Source organism: Brevibacillus daliensis (assembly GCF_021245735.1).
Lineage (GTDB): Bacteria > Bacillota > Bacilli > Brevibacillales > Brevibacillaceae > Brevibacillus_B > Brevibacillus_B daliensis.
This window is the reverse complement of the sequence record NZ_JAJISB010000010.1, coordinates 83,217-101,394: the sequence shown is the minus strand read 5'-3', so window position 1 is coordinate 101,394 and position 18,178 is coordinate 83,217. Positions and strand designations below refer to the sequence as shown.

Sequence of the window (18,178 nt, the reverse complement as noted above, 5' to 3'; positions counted from 1 at the left end):
ATTATCTTCAAGGATTCTTTTGTACAGCGTGTAGACAAAGTACCGTAAAGACGAAGGTCTGCACGCTGGGGATTTAGGGCTTCCTAACGACCCTCAATTACATATTTAGTCTTTGGGAGCAATGCTTGTACTTTGGAACAACGAAGTATGGCTTAATAAGAGTAGAAGACTTTAATGAAGATACAAATAGTCTATGATCCTTTTTATATGATACTAAGCCAATATCCTATATGGTAAAATAAGTATGCTCGTTGTGGTACGGCAAAATTTCAAGAAATTTAGGGGGAGTTTATAAGAGATAGCCTCCCGAAATAGGACGTGATATACATGATACTTATTAACGAAAGAAACGAATGGTTGGCAAATAAAATAGTTAATGTAGACAGTGATATGATGTTTGCAGGAGTTGTTGTCGGTAATAATCCCGGGGAAGTGTGGGTAGATAACAATTTGAATCCGTCATCCGCTATAGTATGGTCTAGTGGATTGGGAAGTTTCAATTTCATGGGGAGTGCTAGAAACACATACTTTAATCAATCAATCGAAATGCTCATTGATAATGAAATTATTCCTTTCTTAAAAAGTAAAGATACAAACAGTTTTGAGTTCTCGGTCGATTCGAAGGACTGGTATCCTACAATATATCAAGTCTTCGGTAACAGAAAGATAGATGAAAGTTTTCAGTATGTTTATAAATCTAATATTAATACAAATGAAATTCTCTTCACAGATATTTTAGAACCCTTTAGGGCTCTGGAGATTGATGAAATATTATTTCTTGAACTGAATAATGGTGAAATAAAAAATGCAGACTTTTTGATAAACTACATTGAACAATATTGGGGGACTTTCAAAAATTATTTAGGAAAGGGCTATGGTTACGTTGCACTCACTGAAAAAAAAGAAATCGTAAGTATAGCAACTTCCTCATTCATGTTTAGTTCCACACACGCAATTGGGGTGGAAACACTTGAAGATTACAAAAGACAAGGATTGTCTAGTTCACTTATGAAATTATTAGTAAAAAAATATAATGAAAACAATATTGCTGCTTGGTGGGATTGCATGGAGAGTAATATCGCTTCTCAAAAAACAGCTGAGAAGGCAGGTTTATTTAAAGCACACAGTTACAAAATAAATTGGTTCAATTTTTAATATATAACAATCAGTTAGAACAAATGTCATTCCAGTATGTTTGAAATATATGGATGAGATACTAAGACTACTAATAAGGTGTATGAAAGGAGAAATCATGGAAGGAAATAAAATCGCGTATGAGTCAATCGATGATTATATTTCACAATTTCCTCCTGAGGTTCAGGCAATACTTGAAACATTAAGAAAAGTTATTAAAGAGTCGGCACCAGACGCAAAGGAGAAGATAAGCTATCAAATGCCTACTTTTGTGCTGTATGGAAATCTAGTGCATTTTGCCGCTTATAAAAATCATATTGGATTTTATCCAGCTCCAAGTGGAATTAATGCATGTAAAGATGAATTAGCTGAATATAAAGGGGCAAAAGGGTCCATACAATTTCCTATAGACAAGCCACTGCCTTATGAATTAATAAACAAAATCGTTCAATTTAGAGTTGCTGAGAATATTGAAAAAGCGAAAGGTAAATTAAAAAAGAAGAAATAATTGTATTGCGTCCTATATTAGAAATGAAGAGTTAACAAGAAAACCTCGTTTTATTGCGAGGTTTTCTTGTTAACTCATGAAATTAACCTTCTAAACGATAGCTGTTTGCCAGAGGGAACGAAGTGTGATCTCCAAAAATCTTATTGCGTCCGTAACGAATCCACATGTACTTCCGCATTTCTACGAGCATAATAATACCAAATGATTCCTAAGCAAACGATATAGTAGAGAATAAATAAGTATAAAGCTGGACTTATACCTCCCAAGTTCTCAATTGTCCAACCAAAAACTTTTGGGATAAAAAACCCACCGAATGCTCCGATGGCAGAGGCAAATCCAATAGCCGCTGGTGATTCAATCGGCCCAAAAATAATCGGAAACATTGTAAAGATGGAACCGTTGGCAATCCCGCCAGTAGCAAATAACACTAAGAAGGAGATAAAAAATCCAAGAAAGCTTTTGGTTCCTTCACTAATGAACAAAATAACACTACATACACCGATAATCATAATACCTACATCTATAAGAGAAACCCGTGCTCCCCCAAATCTATCTGCTAAATATCCGCCGAGGGGTCGCGTTAATGCTCCAAGCAATGGTCCAAGAAACACTAGTTGAAGAGCGTTCATCTCTGGAAATTCTCCCTTTAACAATAAAGGAAAAGCAGCTGAGTAGCCAATAAATGACCCAAACGACATTATATATAAAATCGTAATAAGATACATATGTTTTCGTTGGAATACTTTTAACTGCTCAGACAATTTTGGCTTCTTAAGAGGTAGGTTGTTCATCCCAAATAAGGCTAAAAGCGCAAAGATTACAATTGGAATTACCCATATAAAAGCTCCATTTTGCAACCAAAGTCTAGTCGTTCCGTTCTCATTTACTACAGTTAAAGGACTCCCTCCTAAAGACCCAAACAACGGTATCGTAATAACAAAAGGAATAATAAATTGGGCTACACTTACACCAAGATTTCCTAATCCACCGTTAATACCCAGAGCAGATCCTTGCTTTGCTTTCGGATAAAAAGGGCCAATAGCCGCCATCGATGAAGCAAAGTTTCCTCCTCCAAGTCCGCATAAAGCAGCAAAAATAGCCATTAAAGTATAGGGGGTATCTGGATTTTTTAATGCCCATCCAACTCCAAGCACAGGTACTAGCAGGATAATAGTAGATAAAAAAGTCCAAGCTTTTCCCCCTATATACGTAATGCCGATAGAATAAAAAGGTCTGACCACTGCACCTGTTAATGCAGGAATAGCAGTCAAAGTAAATATTTGATCAGTTGTATATGTAAATCCCGCATCAATTAGGCTTAATGATAATATGGACCATATTTGCCACACACCAAAGGCAATTAATAAATTGGGGATAGAGATCCATAAATTCCGATTAGCAATCTTTTTCCCTTTGCTTTCCCAAAATTCAGGATTGTCAGGATTCCAATAGTTTGTTTCTTTCAAATGACATACCTCCCATTTTTGGTTAGCACAAATATTTTTTGTAGAATGAATGCAATTTATGCATAAAGCAAAGAGATAGAAAAAAAGGCCCCTATACTAGGGGTCCAGCACCCTACACTCTAGACATATTGAGAGTGTGGCATTGCTTACTAAAAAAGAAGTAGGTGGTAACCTGGAAACACCAGCAATAGAAGAGAAGTTGAAAAATTTTTATAATATAAGTGAAAGATTTTCAGAAGCTTCTCCGTCTATACAGTGACAAGGAGGTGGAACACAATTGGATGATTACGCTGGCGCACGTATTGAAGAATGGTTTCTAGCTTACAGTAATGATGTTTATCGCTTTCTCGTCTATTACACGGGACGAACGGATATAGATGATCTTGTACAAGAGACCTTTATTCGTGCTCTAAAGGCCATCCAGCAAACAGAGATTGTAAACCCGAAAACATGGCTGTTTACCATTGCTAGAAATGTAGCCATTGATGAAAAACGTAAAACAAAACTAATAAGCTGGTTGCCAGATATATTCTTGCAGCATCTCGTTTCGCACGACAAAACACCAGAAGAGTCTCTAGAATTAAGTGAGAACAAACGGCTGCTTTATGACATGATCAATCAGTTGAAACGATCTTATAGGGATGTGTTGATATTGCGTGGAATCAAGGGATTATCTAGCAAGGAGACGGCGGAGGTATTGGGATGGAGCGAAGACAAAGTAAATCTCACTTTACATAGGGCGATGAAAGCTGTTCAAAACAAGAGGAATGTTCCTGTTTCGGAGGTGATAAAAGATGCCGTCACAAGATGAACAGATAATCTTGGAAGACTTAAATCGGTTCCCGGAGCAGATCCTTTCTAGGGAACGAAACCAAGTGATAGTAGAGAACATAAGAAAAGAGCGAAGACTGATGCAAAAACTGAAAAAGCGGAGACAATATTTTGGATGGATGGCAAAAGGAATTATCACATGTGTAGCTTTATTTGCTATTATCTGGATAAAGACATTTACCACTTCAGTAGAAACAACAGGAAGTAAACCAGTAGAAACAGGAAGTAAACCTGTATTAGAACAAGACCAAAAGTATTTTACAGCTGCCCAAAAGGAAATAAAAGCGATGGGCATTAACAAGGATTTTCACTTTGAAGAGATTGAGAAAGACCCAGATTACTTTATTGTACGGACAAAAAATCAAGAGTCAGTTGTGACTTTTAAACCTAATACAACAGAGGTTCGTACTGTCTCGGCAACGGTTTCTATCAATGAGTTACCGAATAATTATCAAAAATATATAGAGACTGCACGAGATGCATTTAAAGAAGCTAATCAACATGTGTTTTTTCAAAAAGTCCATTTCTTTAAAGGCTATGAAGAAACAACCTTGTCCTTTTGGTTAGGAGATGATCAGCACGTTAGTATCGATCTGAAAACAAATAAGGTGTCAAATTTCTCTTTATATTACAAGCTGGGTGATGTGGATAAAAAGTATGTATCCATAGCGCAAAGAGCGTTGATGTTACTATCAAATGTATCAAACAATAACAGTTTCTCATTTACCCAAGCAAAGAAATCATCAACCAGCGGAGAAGACATGTGGAGGCTCACCAATGAGCAAGAGAAATATTATGTTGAAATTGGAGCAAAAACAGGTCAAGTATATCGTGTACATTATGTAACGGACCATTATAAAATAAAATCAAAAGATGAAGCCATTTCAGTGACAAAACCGCTTATTAAAAACATATTTGGAATTGATATCACTGGATATAAGGCTGATGGCGGTGAGCATTGGGGAGGCTATGTGCTTACGAGTCAGGGGAAACCAAACATAAGAGTATTTCTTGCTGATTTGGATATTGGTACTATTAGTGGGATCCAGATTGATCGGGATTAAATTAATGAAAGCTACTGACTTGAAATGCAATGTCAGTAGCTTTTTTGTGCTTTTGGTAGTATCCATATTTGAAAGTAACCTTACTTCTCATTGCTTCGTCCGAATTGATGTAATGATTTATGCCAAACAAGAAGCTGGATTGCCACTGTAGTACCAGTAGGAAGGAGCAGGAATGTAACTTACTAAACGAGTGAATATTTTTGATCCGTCATACAGAGAGAGCTGCTGGACTGATTAATAATAGGATATTACAAAACAACCTGCCTCCTCTAATTATCATTGTCACTACCTAAATTGCAGTTTTTACAACTCTATTACAACGACATGCTATGCTATGCAAGAGGTGGTCCTAGTGGCAACAATTTTAATTGTCGAGGATGAAATTCCAATCAATGAATTAATCAAAAGAAACCTACAATCAGTGGGACATACATGTATTTCTGTTTTTGATGGAAGAGCAGCAATTCATGAGTTGGTACAGCATGAAGTAGATCTCGTACTACTAGATGTTATGCTTCCGGAGATTGACGGGTATGAGGTTTTCCAGCAAATTCGAGAGACTCCTACTATTTTTCTGACCGCGCGAAGTAGTTTATCGGATAAGGTGAAGGGCTTGACCCTCGGTGCTGATGATTATCTGGTCAAACCATTTGAGATGCTGGAGTTGCTGGCGCGGGTGGATGCGGTGTTAAGGCGTACCAAGAAGGAAAGCAAGAAGTTTGAGCTGGATGGGGTTAAAATTGATTTTGAGAGCAGACAAGTATTTCTGAATGAATATCTGGTTGAATGTACCCCAAAAGAATTCGATTTGCTAGAGGTGTTGGTCAACAATCGTAATATTGCTCTATCTCGGGACAAGTTGCTAGAGCTTGCTTGGGGCTATGACTATGTGGGGGATACAAGGACAGTAGATGTTCATATTCAAAAACTAAGAAAGAAGCTAGATATGGAATGTAGAATTAAAACGGTCTATAAAATGGGATATCGTTTGGAGGTGTAGAGATGAAATCGTGAACCTTTCTGTTCACGCTCATGCTATTCCTCTTGTTTATTTTCGGTTACATTTTGTTAGCCTAAATAACATCAAGAATAAATTTTACAACTTCATAATCACTTGATGATCATTCTATAATCTGCCAATTTTATACTGCGTAGTGTGATCACAAATAAACTATGAAGGAGAGATTCAGATGAAGGCAAATAGATTGGAAAGGAAAGGCTTTAAGAAAACCATATTGGCGGCTGTAGTGGTCATTGGGGCAAGCACGTTACTGTTCCAGGGATTCATACATGCAGTGACGGCGTCGGAATTCAAAAAAACGGAAACGATCCCTACAAGCTATGCTAATTATACAACCACTTCATCCCAAGCTACACAAAACAGCTTGCCGGGAGGCTACAAAAAAGCAAATTATACGGTCAAAGCAATTGGCTCACAAAAGCTAACTAGCAAGGATATGACAAAAGAAGATGCAGCGGAAATCGGCGCGCAGGCTCTTTGGGAAATATTTGGCCAGAGCATGGAGGGTCAAGTGATTGAAATGGGCTACCAAAAGCCAATCGACGCCCTTCCCCGATCGAAATGGTACGCTGATGTTCACATCAACGACAAGCTTAGTTATTACTTCACAGTGGACTCTGTAACAGGAGAAATATTTTGCATAAACCGTAAAAGATGGTTCGATGAAAAAGCTCCTGACTTTGATGAGGCGCTTAATAAAAACCCGCAAGAATATGTTGCGGTAGCAAAAAAACTGGCAGAGAAATATAATGTTGTTCACAGCCCAGTCAAGTCGGTTGAATACCAAGCCCAGGGTAATGGCCCCAATAATGATCCGAATATGGGCATTCAGATCATGGGCGAAAATGGGGAGATTGCTAATATGTATCTTTCCCGAAAGGATAAGGCGCTGATCGAAATAACATATAATTCGGAAATGAAGTACATCCAAGAATACGGTGCAAAGCTCATGCAGGAGCATCCAGCCCTTAAAACGAACCAAACTAAGGATCTAAAGAGCCCTCAAGCCGCCACAATTTTGGCGGCTTTCCACGATTGAATACGGTCTACGTGATCAAATAAACGCGAATCCGCTTCATTTGCGACAACACCCATTTTACAACTCTATAACAAAACAATTGTAATATGGTTATAAAAAAGAGGTGAATCATTTTGGCAGCCATACACTTGCAAAAGCTGCGGAAAAAATTTTGCGGGAAGTATAGGATAAAAACTTCCTGCGAGTTGGGTTACCGCTTGAAGGCAAGCCTATGAAATACCGCACCTTTTTAACAACCCTTGTGCTTTTTCTGTTCTCCTTCAATCTTGGAATAGTAATCATTTCTGTCACGACGTTTAAAGATACCGTTCATCGTGCAGAAGAAAGAAGCTTGGGCGAACACTATTTCATCACATCTGCGCTACTAAAGGATTTTCATGCAGTGGAAAGCCGAGGAATTGATATTGAGGACTCTTTAGGCTCTCTGCTCCAGCCATACAGTCATCTGTCCGGAGATAAGAAGGTTAGCTTGATGCTTTACAAGGGCAATCAGCTTGTCTATTCCAATCGGAAGGAAATCGTATTGCCGAGCAGTTTTTCGGAACCGCCGGAGGACGGAAATCGTCTGGTTTCAATACAAAAATCAGATGGCCGCACCTATATAATGGTTTCGGGGAAGTTTCCTGCGCCCTATGATTATTATACAATGGCCTATCTTTATGATACGACAGATGCCATCATCGCATGGGAACAAATGAAAAATATGCTGTTATTCGCAGGATTGATTCTTTCCAGTTTGCTTGCTTTCGGTCTTCTTTTATTGCTTAATCGAATATTCAAGCCCCTAGCGCAGATTTCTCAAACCTCCCGCAATATCGCGGCTGGTGCATATGAAACCAGGCTTCCGGTATCCGGTCATGATGAGCTTTCCGAAATGGCACAAAGCTTCAATCATATGGCGGAGGAAATTCAGAGCCAGATACAGCAGCTGGCTACAGCTGCGGAACAGAAACAGCAATTTGTAGATAATTTGGCCCATGAGCTCCGAACACCTCTAACCACCATTTACGGATATGCGGAATATATTCAGAAGGTCGTTCGCACAGAAGAGGATAAGCTATTTGCGACCAATTACATTATGTCTGAGAGCCGTAGACTTCAGAATATCGCTTATCGTTTGCTGGATATGGCAACTCTTCGGGGAAATAAGCTTGAGATGAGCGAGGTTAGTATGGGGGAGCTGGTTCGTGAGGTCGAGCAATCTCTATCCATGAAGGCAGCAGAACAAAATATTCAGATTACCTATGAGTATCGCTTTGACACGTTGTTTTGCGATGCTGACCTTATGCACATACTGCTCATTAATTTGATCGATAATGCGATGAAAGCATGTGATCGGGACGGAGTCATCAAGCTGATCGCTAGTCTAGAGAATGGACATAAGGTGATATTTGTTCAGGATAACGGTAAGGGAATGACGCAGGATCATCTCGTTCGGATTACAGAGGCATTCTATCGAGTAGATTCTTCTCGCAGTCGCTCTGGTGGCGGAGCGGGATTAGGCTTAACGCTTTGCAAGCAGATTGCAGTTAATCATGGGGCAGAGCTGAGCTTTTCATCTGAGCTGGGTAGAGGTACAACAGCCAAACTAACTTTTTCAAGTTACTAACTAGGTATACCCATCAAAGGAGAATCTGCAAGTAAAAATATCCTAATTGTGCTATGTTATGTTTGGCATATTTGAAGTTATTGGGGGGAACTGAATGTGAGAAGCGAGAAAGAAATGTTTGATTTGATAGTAGGAGTAGCTAAACAGGATGAGCGAATTCGTGCGGTGTATATGAACGGCTCGCGTACCAATCCTCATGCTCCCACGGACATTTTTCAGGATTATGATATTGTTTATGTGGTAACAGAAACAACCTCATTTATTACTGATGAAAAATGGACAAACATTTTTGGTGAACTGCTTATGATACAAGAACCTGATAAAAATGACCAATCCATAGGTATAGATATGGATTTTACTCGGTCTTACGGATATTTAATGCTATTTACAGATGGAAATCGTATTGACCTTCACATTGAAACAAAAGAATCAATGATTGAAGGGTACATTAGCGATAAATTGACACTTCCATTATTGGATAAGGACAACTGCTTACCAAGCATTCCTGGCCCTACAGATATTGACTATCATGTAAAAAAGCCTACCGAACCATTATTCATGAGTTGTTGCAATGAATTTTGGTGGTGTTTGCAAAATGTCGCAAAAGGAATTTGGCGTGATGAATTGCCGTATGCCAAGCAAATGTTTGAATACGTTGTTAGAGAGCAATTGGATGAGATGATTTCTTGGTGGGTCGGCATAAAATATGATTTTCAAATCTCCACAGGAAAAATGGGCAAATATTTTAAAAGGTATCTTCCTGAGTCTTATTGGGATATGTACAAGGCAACCTATTCGGACAGCAATTATGATAATATGTGGAATTCAGTATTCACAGCCTGTGAATTATTTAGGGCTCTAGCCAAAGATGTCGCTGAGTATTTTCGGTATACATATGAAGTCAAGGATGACACTAACATGACTAATTATCTTAAGGATGTTAGGGAATTGCCTGTTGATGCAAAAGGAATATATTGAATGTTATTGAGCAAAAAATGCCATTCCTTCGGTTAAAGTTTTATACTCCCTGTCACCTTATCACATGTGGAGAGTGTGGCTTTTCTGGTGAGGAATATTTGAAAAATAGCCTTTTACCAATATTACGAAACTAAGAAGCATAAACGCGAAAGCGCTTATGCTTCTTAGTTTTTGATAGTAGAAAAGTGATAGAGTTTTATGGTGGAGAATTTGAAAAACCGAACTGTTTTTCATTCTCAAGTGTATATAGGGTGAAACAAAAAAGAGAGGAGGTACTCGAGTGAATGAGAATACTGTAAATAGAAGTATTGAGGGAATATTCAATAAACATTCTTCCTTAGTGTATAGAACTGCTTACTTCCTAACAAAATCAAAATCTATGGCTGATGACATAACACAAGAAACATTTATTCGTATGATAAAAAAGTTTCATTTGTATGATCCCACAAAGCCAATTGAACCGTGGATTTATAGAATAACAATAAACATAACTAGAAATATGATACGTAAACAAAAATTATTAAATCTTGTTGGCTTTACTTCAAATTTCTCTGAAGAAGAGGTTGAAACTAAGATATTGAAGAATGAGCGGAAAGATGAACTGTGGAGCGTAATAAATCTGTTACCACACAAAAGCAAAGAAGTCATCATCCTTCATTTTTATTCGGAATTAACGCTTGAGGAAGTCGCCAATTCTTTAGAAATTCCTCTAGGTACTTGTAAATCTAGGCTTAATTACGCATTAACAAAATTAAGAAAAAGTATTTCTGAAAAAGATTTTTTTCAAATTGAACAAAAATTAAAGGAGGACGTTTAAATGAAAGAAAACTCAAATGGCTCAGAAATAAAGCGTACGTTTCAAAGGAATTTAGATGGATTACATCCATCTGTTACTTTTCAAGATATTTCGGATAAAGCAAATAATAAAAAGCATAGAACAAGTTATAAAAAGCCACTTGTTTCAATGGCACTCGTTTCTGTACTAGCATTTGTATTATTACTGTCTCCTCCGGTTAATGCATTATTTGAGGGATTATTTGAATACACTAAATTTGAAAAAACTAAAAATAATGAAGAGATTAATGTAGGTTGGTCATGGGGAGTAGCCGGGTACGGTACGGAAAACTATAGTTCACTAGAAACAATGGAAAGAACTTATAATATGAAAATCCCTTTCCCTCAACAATTACTAATAGAGGAAAAGAGTACAGAAGAGAAAGAATATAGAGTAAATATAGATGAAGAAGGTAAATTCTATGCTTATAATTATAACCTTCAAACTAAAGAAAGAAATTATACAGTAATCGCAACTAATACTGTTGAAGAAAAGCCAAAATTTACGGCAGAGACAAGAGATGGTACTGCAATAGATAAAGAAGTTATTATTAATGGTGAACCTGCAAGGTTGTTAGGTATACACGATATGAACGGCTACTATGTTTACATTGAGAAGAATAATTGGAAAATGATTGTTTCTACATTTAATCGTACTAGTGATGAGGAAAGCAAGTTTAGTGAAGTTTTAGAAGAAGAGGTTATTAAGATTGTTGAAACGATTAATTGGTAGCTACAGCCTATATTGAGAAAGGTAACCTTTGCAACTTTTATCCATTATCGATAAATAGTTCAAGAAGTGTATGCCTTTGCTGATAAGAAAGGAAATGGATGAATCATGATAACTCAAAATACTGTACTCCCCCGTTTGGGCATAGGGGCAGTTATTTTTAACGAGCAAAATGAAATTTTATTGGTACTGAGAAACAGGAATCCAGAAAGAGATACGTGGAGCATTCCCGGGGGCAAGATTGACCCCTACGAAAATCTCGAGGATTGTGTCATTAGAGAAATTAAAGAAGAGGTGAATCTCGAGGTTGAGGTAAAGGGTTTACTTTGCATGGCGGAAACGATTCGACCTGAGAGTGAGGAACACTGGGTCTCAGCCATATATGAAGTGAACGTAAAGAGTGGAGAAGCTTGCAATATGGAGCCAGACGGGGCAATTGCAGATATGAAATGGTTTAGCCTTGATCAACTGCCTACGAACCTAGCGTGTTTCACTTTGCCTGCTATCGATCATTTGCTGAACCGAAGCAACCGCTAACTAACAGCCCTTTCATGTGGAGAGTGTGACTTTGCTTACATTGAAGTAAATGGAAAAAGGGGCTGTCCCAATAGCCAAGAAAATGTTTGAAGGACAGCCTCTTTTTGTTTTGTGGATTATATGGAATCAGGGAATTGACTACATTATGACCACTACAATATTAAATAATAGAATCTCCTATTCCTGATAGTTAACGTAACTACTTGCAAGTATTTCTTCTATTCGGATTTAAAACCAGCACATCATTTCCTAACTCTGATAATTTCTCCATCAGTGCATCCATTCCATGCTCTAATTTATAATCCATTTCCTCTTTATACAAAGGGAGTAAGAAATAGGCATTTATCTTATTACCATCCTTTGTTGTAATTTCACTGAGCTCCTCTTTTAACTGGAATATTACCACTCCATTTAAACCAGTTCCGTTTGCATATGGTTCATAGTCCTGGTAATTGGGAACGGTATGTCCATATCCCAACCAGGTATTATACTGGTGAGGAAAACGAGCCATCTGCTTCATCAGCCCGATAGGCCAATAATTATTTTCATCCTTTACCGATTCTTGTGTCAATTCCCAAGAAGCCGGAAGAAACATCATAACTTCCGCTCTATCGAATTTTTCGTCAAGATTCTCTAGCACCTCATCTGGTATAGTCATTGGTAAGTCACTCATACCGTTTGTATATAAGACCCAAAATGGCTCTTCTTCTGTAGGTTCCATAATATTCACATCAATATGTATGGTATCTGATACAATCTCATGAAAAACACTGCTTTCTCTTCCTGGAAATACTGTTTCAAAATGTTCAACGATTTCTTCTACATATTCCATTGGAGCTGGCGGTGCATAACTAGCTGTTTCTTCATATTTGTAAATTGTAGTGCCGTCTTTTGACTTTTCTCCGTTGTTATTACCACCGAATATCTTTTTAAAAAAACTCATCTAAAATCCTCTCCTTGGTCATTATTTGTTTTTTTACAAAATTACTCTGTTATCTTCCTGCGTTTTTTCATCCTGCATTGAAGGCTATAGAAGCGATTTTTGTTCCATTCTTTCTTTAACCTATGTATTTCATTTGTATATATTAATATGAAGATTATGAAACTATTGTAAGGGATTGTTAAATGGATTTATATGACCATATTTTGACCACACACTTATATTTAATTAAATATTTCATAAGATAGCAAGTAAAATCAGGAATCCCAAATAAGATACGTGAAGCATTCCTGTGAGAAAAGTAGACACCACTACGAAACACTATAGATTGGCACCTCCTAAAAATAGAAGAGGAAAATAAAGAAAAGGGGAGCGAGTCATGAGTGAAACGAAGGCTTGGATATATGTGATTATAGCAGGATTACTAGAAGTGGTGTGGGCAAGCGGATTTAAATATGAAGAGGTTCCTACCTTTCTTGTCATCATTTCATTGCTGACCAGCTTTGATTTAATTATTAAAGCAACTAAAGTTTTACCGATAGGCACGGTGTACGCAGTCTTTGCCGGAATGGGGACAATTGGAACAACTGTGGTAGAAATCATTTTTTCCGGTGGTATTGTCAGTCCATTAAGAATCGCATTCATTTTGTTACTGCTAGCTTGTATCGTTGGATTGAAGTTGTCGGCTAAAGGAAGTGAAAACTAATGGATTGGATGTTTCTTATATTAGCTGGGTTATTTGAAGTCATAGGTGTTATTGGAATTAAGAGAACCGCTGAAAAAAATAACTGGATAAATAATATTATTTTATTAGCAGGTTTTATGATTAGCTTCCAGCTACTCATACGTGCAATGGAAACAATTCCTCTATCTACTGCTTATGCTGTTTGGACAGGAATTGGAACTATCGGTGCTGCGCTTGTAGGGATGGTTTTCTTTAAAGAATCAAGGAGCTGGATTCGAATTTTGTGCATACTAGGCGTTATTTTTTCTGTCGTGGGGTTAAAGTTGGTTAATTAAGTAAGGAGATGATATATCAAATGTCAGACCGCAAATACCATACTGAAGATCAACTAGATGTCGTGTAATCTAATTTCATACTTTTGTTTTACAACGAAAAGGCGCTATCCTCGTAAAGGGATTAGCGTTTTATTTTATTAAAGACCTGTGAATTGCACGTGGCAAGTGGACAGGAACCTGTAAATAGTAATAAAAGCCCCTTATAGGTATAATGGACTGTATTATTGATAAATGTTTTAATAATTGGAAGGAACATAGTACCACTATCAGGAAAATATAACTATATAGAAGGGGGTGATAAAATGCAGCAAGTAGTAAATGTAAACTATAATGTAGAGACTTCAAAAGGACAATCTTATTTTGATGGTGGTTTACTGCAATACATAGGATGGAATATATTAGGTTTTATTGTAACTGTTTGTACTTTTGGAATATGCTTCCCATGGGCACTTTGCATGGTTTTTAAATGGAAGGTAGAGCATACTGTAATTGAAGGGAAAAGACTTCAATTTTCAGGAACAGCAATGGGACTGTTTGGTAATTGGATTAAGTGGTGGCTATTATGTATTGTTACTTTTGGTATTTATTCGTTCTGGTTATTTATTGCACTTGAGAAATGGAAAACAAAACATACATCTTTTCAATAAATGAAGAAAAGCCTTCTAATTAGTTAAAGTGCACCCCTTATAGTAGACATTGGAAAAATCTCTTGAGAATTCGGATTCTATTGAAGGGGTGCATTTTGAAAAATTAATCATTGTTTTACCATGAATTCGAAGGATTTGTTGAGAATGTAAAATAACCACATAATGAATGTTTATTGTAATTCCATTGCCTTCATTTCTATGATTAATTTCATTTGCAATCTCTACCATTCCTATAATCTTGATAGTAGCGTTTGGTAATGAACTTTGTGCAAAAGAAAGATCGCCGTTTCAAAAAAGGAACTATCGATTCCTGATAGTTTAAATATGAAAAAGATGACTAAATGATGTGTTTGTTATCTTCCTTTTTTATATCGGTAAGACAATCAGCAACAGCGAAAAAATAAGAATCGCCTTTGATAAAAACTCCACCTGACGATGACCGTCATTTTGTTCCTTACTTCCTACTACGGTAGCCCCACTAATGTTCAGACGATTTTTTAATTGTTTATCGATCGCAAACTTTCTAATGAATGCCAACACTATCAATATGTTTAAACAGATGTGCCAATATTCAAAGGAAAGACCGCTGATTAGTCGAACCAGGTCAACAATCGTTACTAGTAAGGCTGCGATAAAAGCAAAACGATTATATCTATTCCAAGCGTTGATTGAAATCTCCTCAATCGCGGAAACCAATTTGGGGTCGGAACGCATCGACAATTTTTCGATCAACAGTGGGCGAACTCCCGCAGCCATGATAATACCTCCTCCAAAAATGATAGTTAAAGCAAGGTTCTCAATAGCAAGTAAGAATAGGTTTAACATGATTATCGTCTCCTTTAGTAGTTTCGGGTTGGTTGACCAACCAAATTTCATTTAAAAGAAATACTCCTCATTCAGGAGTATTCAAAAATGACCTAACCATTTCCCAAAGAACGGCATATGTACGATCTAAATCAAAGTCTGGATTCGTTGGAAAAACCTTCTTAAAATATTCTGTTAGAACATTAAAAAGAGACGCTGTCTTATAAAAGGGAAGCGTCTCTTTTGATGGTCTAAATTCTAAAAATCAAAGTTGTCAGGATCAGGTCCTACTCGATGGTTTTGATTTAGTTGTTCAATTCGCTGCATTTCTTCTTTAGTTAGCTCAAAATCAAATACATTGGAGTTCTCAACAATTCGATGTTCTTTCGTAGATTTTGGAATAGTTACAACACCATTTTGTAAATCCCATCGAATAATTATTTGAGCAATAGTTTTGTTATACGTATTAGCTATTTCTTGTAGAATTGGGTTATCTAATAGCTGACCGTGCATTAGAGGTGACCAAGCTTCTAACTGAATTTCATGTTTATGACAAAAGGCTTGAACTTCTTTCTGAGTTAAACGTGGATGGTATTCTACCTGATTTATCATTGGTTTGATTTCTGCATCTTTCATTAAGTCTACAAGATGATGAACTTGGAAGTTACTTACCCCAATAGCTTTTACTTTTCCTTCTTTATAAAGAGTTTCTAATGCTCGCCATGCATCTTTGTATTTACCCTCAACAGGCCAGTGAATTAGATATGAATCTAAGTAATCAAGACCAAGTTTCTTTAAGCTAGTTTCATAAGCTGCAATCGTTGATTCGTAACCTAAATCAGAATTCCAAACTTTTGATGTGACAAATAGTTCTTCTCTAGAAATGCCAACTTCATCTAATCCTTCGCGGATAGCTTGGCCAACTCCTTCTTCATTTTCATAAATTGCAGCTGTATCAATACTGCGATACCCATGTTTAATTGCAAATTTTACAGCGTTAACTAATTCAGGGCCTTCTTCAACTTTAAATACTCCAATACCAAGCCAAGGCATTTTGACTCCATTATGCAAAGTGGTAGTATTTTTTAAGTTTCTAATCATTATAAATAAACCTCCAATTGTTGTAATAAATATAAAGTCATTCTAAATTTGTTTGTTTTTTAGTCATTCACCTCCTTTAATTTATCTTTTTTCAAGAATTCTACTCCAACCTGTAAGCATTGCGGCTATAAGGACCATAAGCGCTCCTACCCAAGTGGTATGAATTAGTCCAATAGATTCTGTGATAACACCACCTAAATAGGATCCAATTGCAATTCCAGCGTTAAACGCAGCAATATTAATTGCTGAAGCCACATCTACCGCCGTTGGTACAAAACGCTCCGCTAACATGACTACATATACTTGTAACCCTGGCACATTCATAAAAGCCATTAGCCCCATCAAGAAAATTGTAATTAATCCTGCTATTTTAAATGGTGCTGTGAACATTAAGATAAATAGTACAACTGCTTGTACGAAAAACATATAAAATAATGCCTTAATTGGATTTTGATTAGATAGTTTTCCACCTACCATGTTACCAATCGCAATGGCGATACCGTAAATAAGCAGAATCACTGCAACGGTTCCTTCAGTAAATCCTGTTACATTCTGCAGTAGTGGTAATAAATAAGTAAAGACAACGAATGTTCCTCCATAGCCAAAAGCTGTAATGATAAATATTAGCAATAAGCGGCCATTTGTGACTAATTTGAACTGATCTCGCAGCGTTGTACGATTCCCTTTTTGAAGATCAGATGGAACGAGGATACTATTTGCAATTAGTGCAATGACGCCGACAGCCACAATGACGATAAAAGCAAATCTCCAGCCGAACTGTTGACCAATGAATGTTCCGAATGGGACACCTGTAACCGTAGCTATCGTAAGTCCTGTAAACATAATTGATATCGCACTAGCACGTCGATTTTCGGGCACTAAATTAGTCGCAATGGTAGACCCTATTGACATGAAAATTCCATGTGAAAAGGCAGAAATCACACGGGCCGCAAGTAAAACACCGATACTTGTAGCACAAGCAGAAATACTATTTCCTATAATAAAAATAACCATGATCCAAAGTAATAACGTTTTACGCGACATCCTGGAAGTAATAGAAGTTAGGATTGGTGCCCCAAATGTTACTCCTAAAGCATATAATGAAACAGTTAAGCCGGCTGTTGTAACAGATATTTGTAAATCTTCAGCTATTAGAGGTAATAGCCCTACACTAATAAATTCTGTAGTTCCAATAGCAAATGCACTCACCGCTAATGCAAACAGCGCTAATGTGCTTCTATTTTTATTTAAATACATTTTTTTCCTCCTATAATTATTGTGGGTTTGTAATATTTAACTTGATTAAAATAAACTGTATAAAATAAATAAATATGATAAATTTCAACCGGCAAATGTTATTATGATATATATATAACTTAAAAAGAAGTACGCACTTCAAAGTGATATAGGTACTTGTAGGTACTATAGGAACTTTTTTGTACCTATTAAAGGAGGAAAATAAAATGAAGAAGAAAAAATACAATATATCAGTAGAGGCAACTCTAGAAGTTATTGGAGGAAAATGGAAATGTGTTATTCTATGCCATCTAACGTACGGAAAGAAAAGAACAAGTGAATTGAAACGACTTATGCCAGAAATTACCCAGAAGATGTTAACTCAACAATTACGTGAATTAGAGGCTGATGGAGTAATTAGTAGAATTGTTTATAATCAAATTCCTCCTAAAGTGGAATATGAGTTAAGTGAATATGGATGGAGCTTACAAAGTATATTAGATTCTCTTTGTGCTTGGGGAGAAAAACATATTACCAAAGTATATGGTAATAAATTTGATGTTCTAGAAGAAAATATTTTAAATGAACGTCTAAAATAGAGTAAGATCCCGATTATACCTCATTTAAATACGATACGCAGAATCGTATTACAAATAGTGGTAAAGTAAAAATTTGAAAT

General features: G+C 36.8%; 20 protein-coding genes. 15 read left to right on the top strand and 5 right to left on the bottom strand.

Annotated elements, in window-relative coordinates:
• Positions 1–327 precede the first annotated feature (327 nt).
• Complete coding sequence (locus LM917_RS10885; RefSeq protein ID WP_232697536.1) at positions 328–1,155, top strand: GNAT family N-acetyltransferase; 828 nt, start codon at positions 328–330, stop codon at positions 1,153–1,155.
• Positions 1,156–1,252: 97 nt separating this feature from the next.
• Positions 1,253–1,642: an iron chaperone gene (locus LM917_RS10880; RefSeq protein WP_232697535.1), complete on the top strand. Its 390-nt coding sequence runs from the start codon at positions 1,253–1,255 to the stop codon at positions 1,640–1,642.
• A 140-nt stretch (positions 1,643–1,782) separates the two neighbouring features.
• Here the strand turns inward: LM917_RS10880 and LM917_RS10875 are convergent, their stop codons facing one another.
• Positions 1,783–3,108 (bottom strand): MFS transporter, encoded by a 1,326-nt coding sequence (locus tag LM917_RS10875; protein ID WP_232697534.1) that lies wholly within the window; start codon positions 3,106–3,108, stop codon positions 1,783–1,785.
• A gap of 277 nt (positions 3,109–3,385) precedes the next feature.
• On the opposite strand from LM917_RS10875, the gene LM917_RS10870 reads away from it, so the two are divergent.
• From LM917_RS10870 to LM917_RS10830, 9 genes are all read left to right on the top strand, one after another.
• Positions 3,386–3,919, top strand: a complete 534-nt coding sequence (locus LM917_RS10870; protein WP_232697533.1) for an RNA polymerase sigma factor — start codon at positions 3,386–3,388, stop codon at positions 3,917–3,919.
• A complete protein-coding gene (locus tag LM917_RS10865) occupies positions 3,903–5,003 on the top strand; it encodes a hypothetical protein (RefSeq protein WP_232697532.1) in 1,101 nt (366 codons plus the stop codon). The genes LM917_RS10870 and LM917_RS10865 overlap by 17 nt, the downstream gene beginning before the upstream one ends.
• 352 nt (positions 5,004–5,355) lie before the next feature.
• The gene (locus LM917_RS10860) at positions 5,356–6,003 is read left to right on the top strand and encodes a response regulator transcription factor (protein WP_232697531.1); all 648 of its coding nucleotides are present in this window, start codon (positions 5,356–5,358) and stop codon (positions 6,001–6,003) included.
• Positions 6,004–6,193: 190 nt separating this feature from the next.
• Entirely contained in the window at positions 6,194–7,063 is an 870-nt protein-coding gene (locus LM917_RS10855) for a hypothetical protein (RefSeq protein ID WP_232697530.1), read from the top strand.
• Between the two features lie 211 nt (positions 7,064–7,274).
• Positions 7,275–8,672, top strand: coding sequence for a sensor histidine kinase (locus tag LM917_RS10850; RefSeq protein WP_232697529.1), 1,398 nt, complete (start codon positions 7,275–7,277; stop codon positions 8,670–8,672).
• Between the two features lie 96 nt (positions 8,673–8,768).
• Positions 8,769–9,650 carry an aminoglycoside 6-adenylyltransferase gene (locus LM917_RS10845; protein WP_232697528.1) on the top strand — a complete coding sequence of 294 codons (882 nt, stop codon included), beginning with the start codon at positions 8,769–8,771 and terminating at the stop codon, positions 9,648–9,650.
• A 280-nt stretch (positions 9,651–9,930) separates the two neighbouring features.
• A complete protein-coding gene (locus tag LM917_RS10840; protein WP_232697527.1) occupies positions 9,931–10,467 on the top strand; it encodes an RNA polymerase sigma factor in 537 nt (178 codons plus the stop codon).
• The gene (locus tag LM917_RS10835; RefSeq protein ID WP_232697526.1) at positions 10,468–11,217 is read left to right on the top strand and encodes a hypothetical protein; all 750 of its coding nucleotides are present in this window, start codon (positions 10,468–10,470) and stop codon (positions 11,215–11,217) included. It begins immediately after the preceding gene.
• Between the two features lie 105 nt (positions 11,218–11,322).
• Positions 11,323–11,751, top strand: coding sequence for an NUDIX domain-containing protein (locus tag LM917_RS10830; RefSeq protein ID WP_232697525.1), 429 nt, complete (start codon positions 11,323–11,325; stop codon positions 11,749–11,751).
• A gap of 199 nt (positions 11,752–11,950) precedes the next feature.
• Here the strand turns inward: LM917_RS10830 and LM917_RS10825 are convergent, their stop codons facing one another.
• Positions 11,951–12,694, bottom strand: coding sequence for a suppressor of fused domain protein (locus tag LM917_RS10825; protein ID WP_232697524.1), 744 nt, complete (start codon positions 12,692–12,694; stop codon positions 11,951–11,953).
• 376 nt (positions 12,695–13,070) lie between these two features.
• Between LM917_RS10825 and LM917_RS10820 the strand changes: the two genes are divergently transcribed.
• The 3 genes from LM917_RS10820 (at position 13,071) to LM917_RS10810 (ending at position 14,358) form a co-directional block, all read left to right on the top strand.
• Positions 13,071–13,397: a DMT family transporter gene (locus tag LM917_RS10820; RefSeq protein ID WP_232697523.1), complete on the top strand. Its 327-nt coding sequence runs from the start codon at positions 13,071–13,073 to the stop codon at positions 13,395–13,397.
• Complete coding sequence (locus LM917_RS10815) at positions 13,397–13,711, top strand: DMT family transporter (RefSeq protein ID WP_232697522.1); 315 nt, start codon at positions 13,397–13,399, stop codon at positions 13,709–13,711. The genes LM917_RS10820 and LM917_RS10815 overlap by 1 nt, the downstream gene beginning before the upstream one ends.
• Positions 13,712–14,013: 302 nt before the next feature.
• The gene (locus LM917_RS10810; protein ID WP_232697521.1) at positions 14,014–14,358 is read left to right on the top strand and encodes a DUF898 family protein; all 345 of its coding nucleotides are present in this window, start codon (positions 14,014–14,016) and stop codon (positions 14,356–14,358) included.
• A gap of 366 nt (positions 14,359–14,724) precedes the next feature.
• On the opposite strand, the gene LM917_RS10805 is transcribed toward LM917_RS10810, so the two are convergent.
• The 3 genes from LM917_RS10805 to LM917_RS10795 form a co-directional block, all read right to left on the bottom strand.
• Positions 14,725–15,183, bottom strand: coding sequence for a hypothetical protein (locus tag LM917_RS10805; RefSeq protein WP_232697520.1), 459 nt, complete (start codon positions 15,181–15,183; stop codon positions 14,725–14,727).
• 237 nt (positions 15,184–15,420) lie between these two features.
• Positions 15,421–16,263 (bottom strand): aldo/keto reductase, encoded by an 843-nt coding sequence (locus LM917_RS10800; protein WP_232697519.1) that lies wholly within the window; start codon positions 16,261–16,263, stop codon positions 15,421–15,423.
• A gap of 81 nt (positions 16,264–16,344) precedes the next feature.
• Positions 16,345–17,520 carry an MFS transporter gene (locus LM917_RS10795; protein WP_232697518.1) on the bottom strand — a complete coding sequence of 392 codons (1,176 nt, stop codon included), beginning with the start codon at positions 17,518–17,520 and terminating at the stop codon, positions 16,345–16,347.
• 206 nt (positions 17,521–17,726) lie between these two features.
• On the opposite strand from LM917_RS10795, the gene LM917_RS10790 reads away from it, so the two are divergent.
• Complete coding sequence (locus LM917_RS10790; RefSeq protein ID WP_232697517.1) at positions 17,727–18,098, top strand: winged helix-turn-helix transcriptional regulator; 372 nt, start codon at positions 17,727–17,729, stop codon at positions 18,096–18,098.
• Positions 18,099–18,178 lie beyond the last annotated feature (80 nt).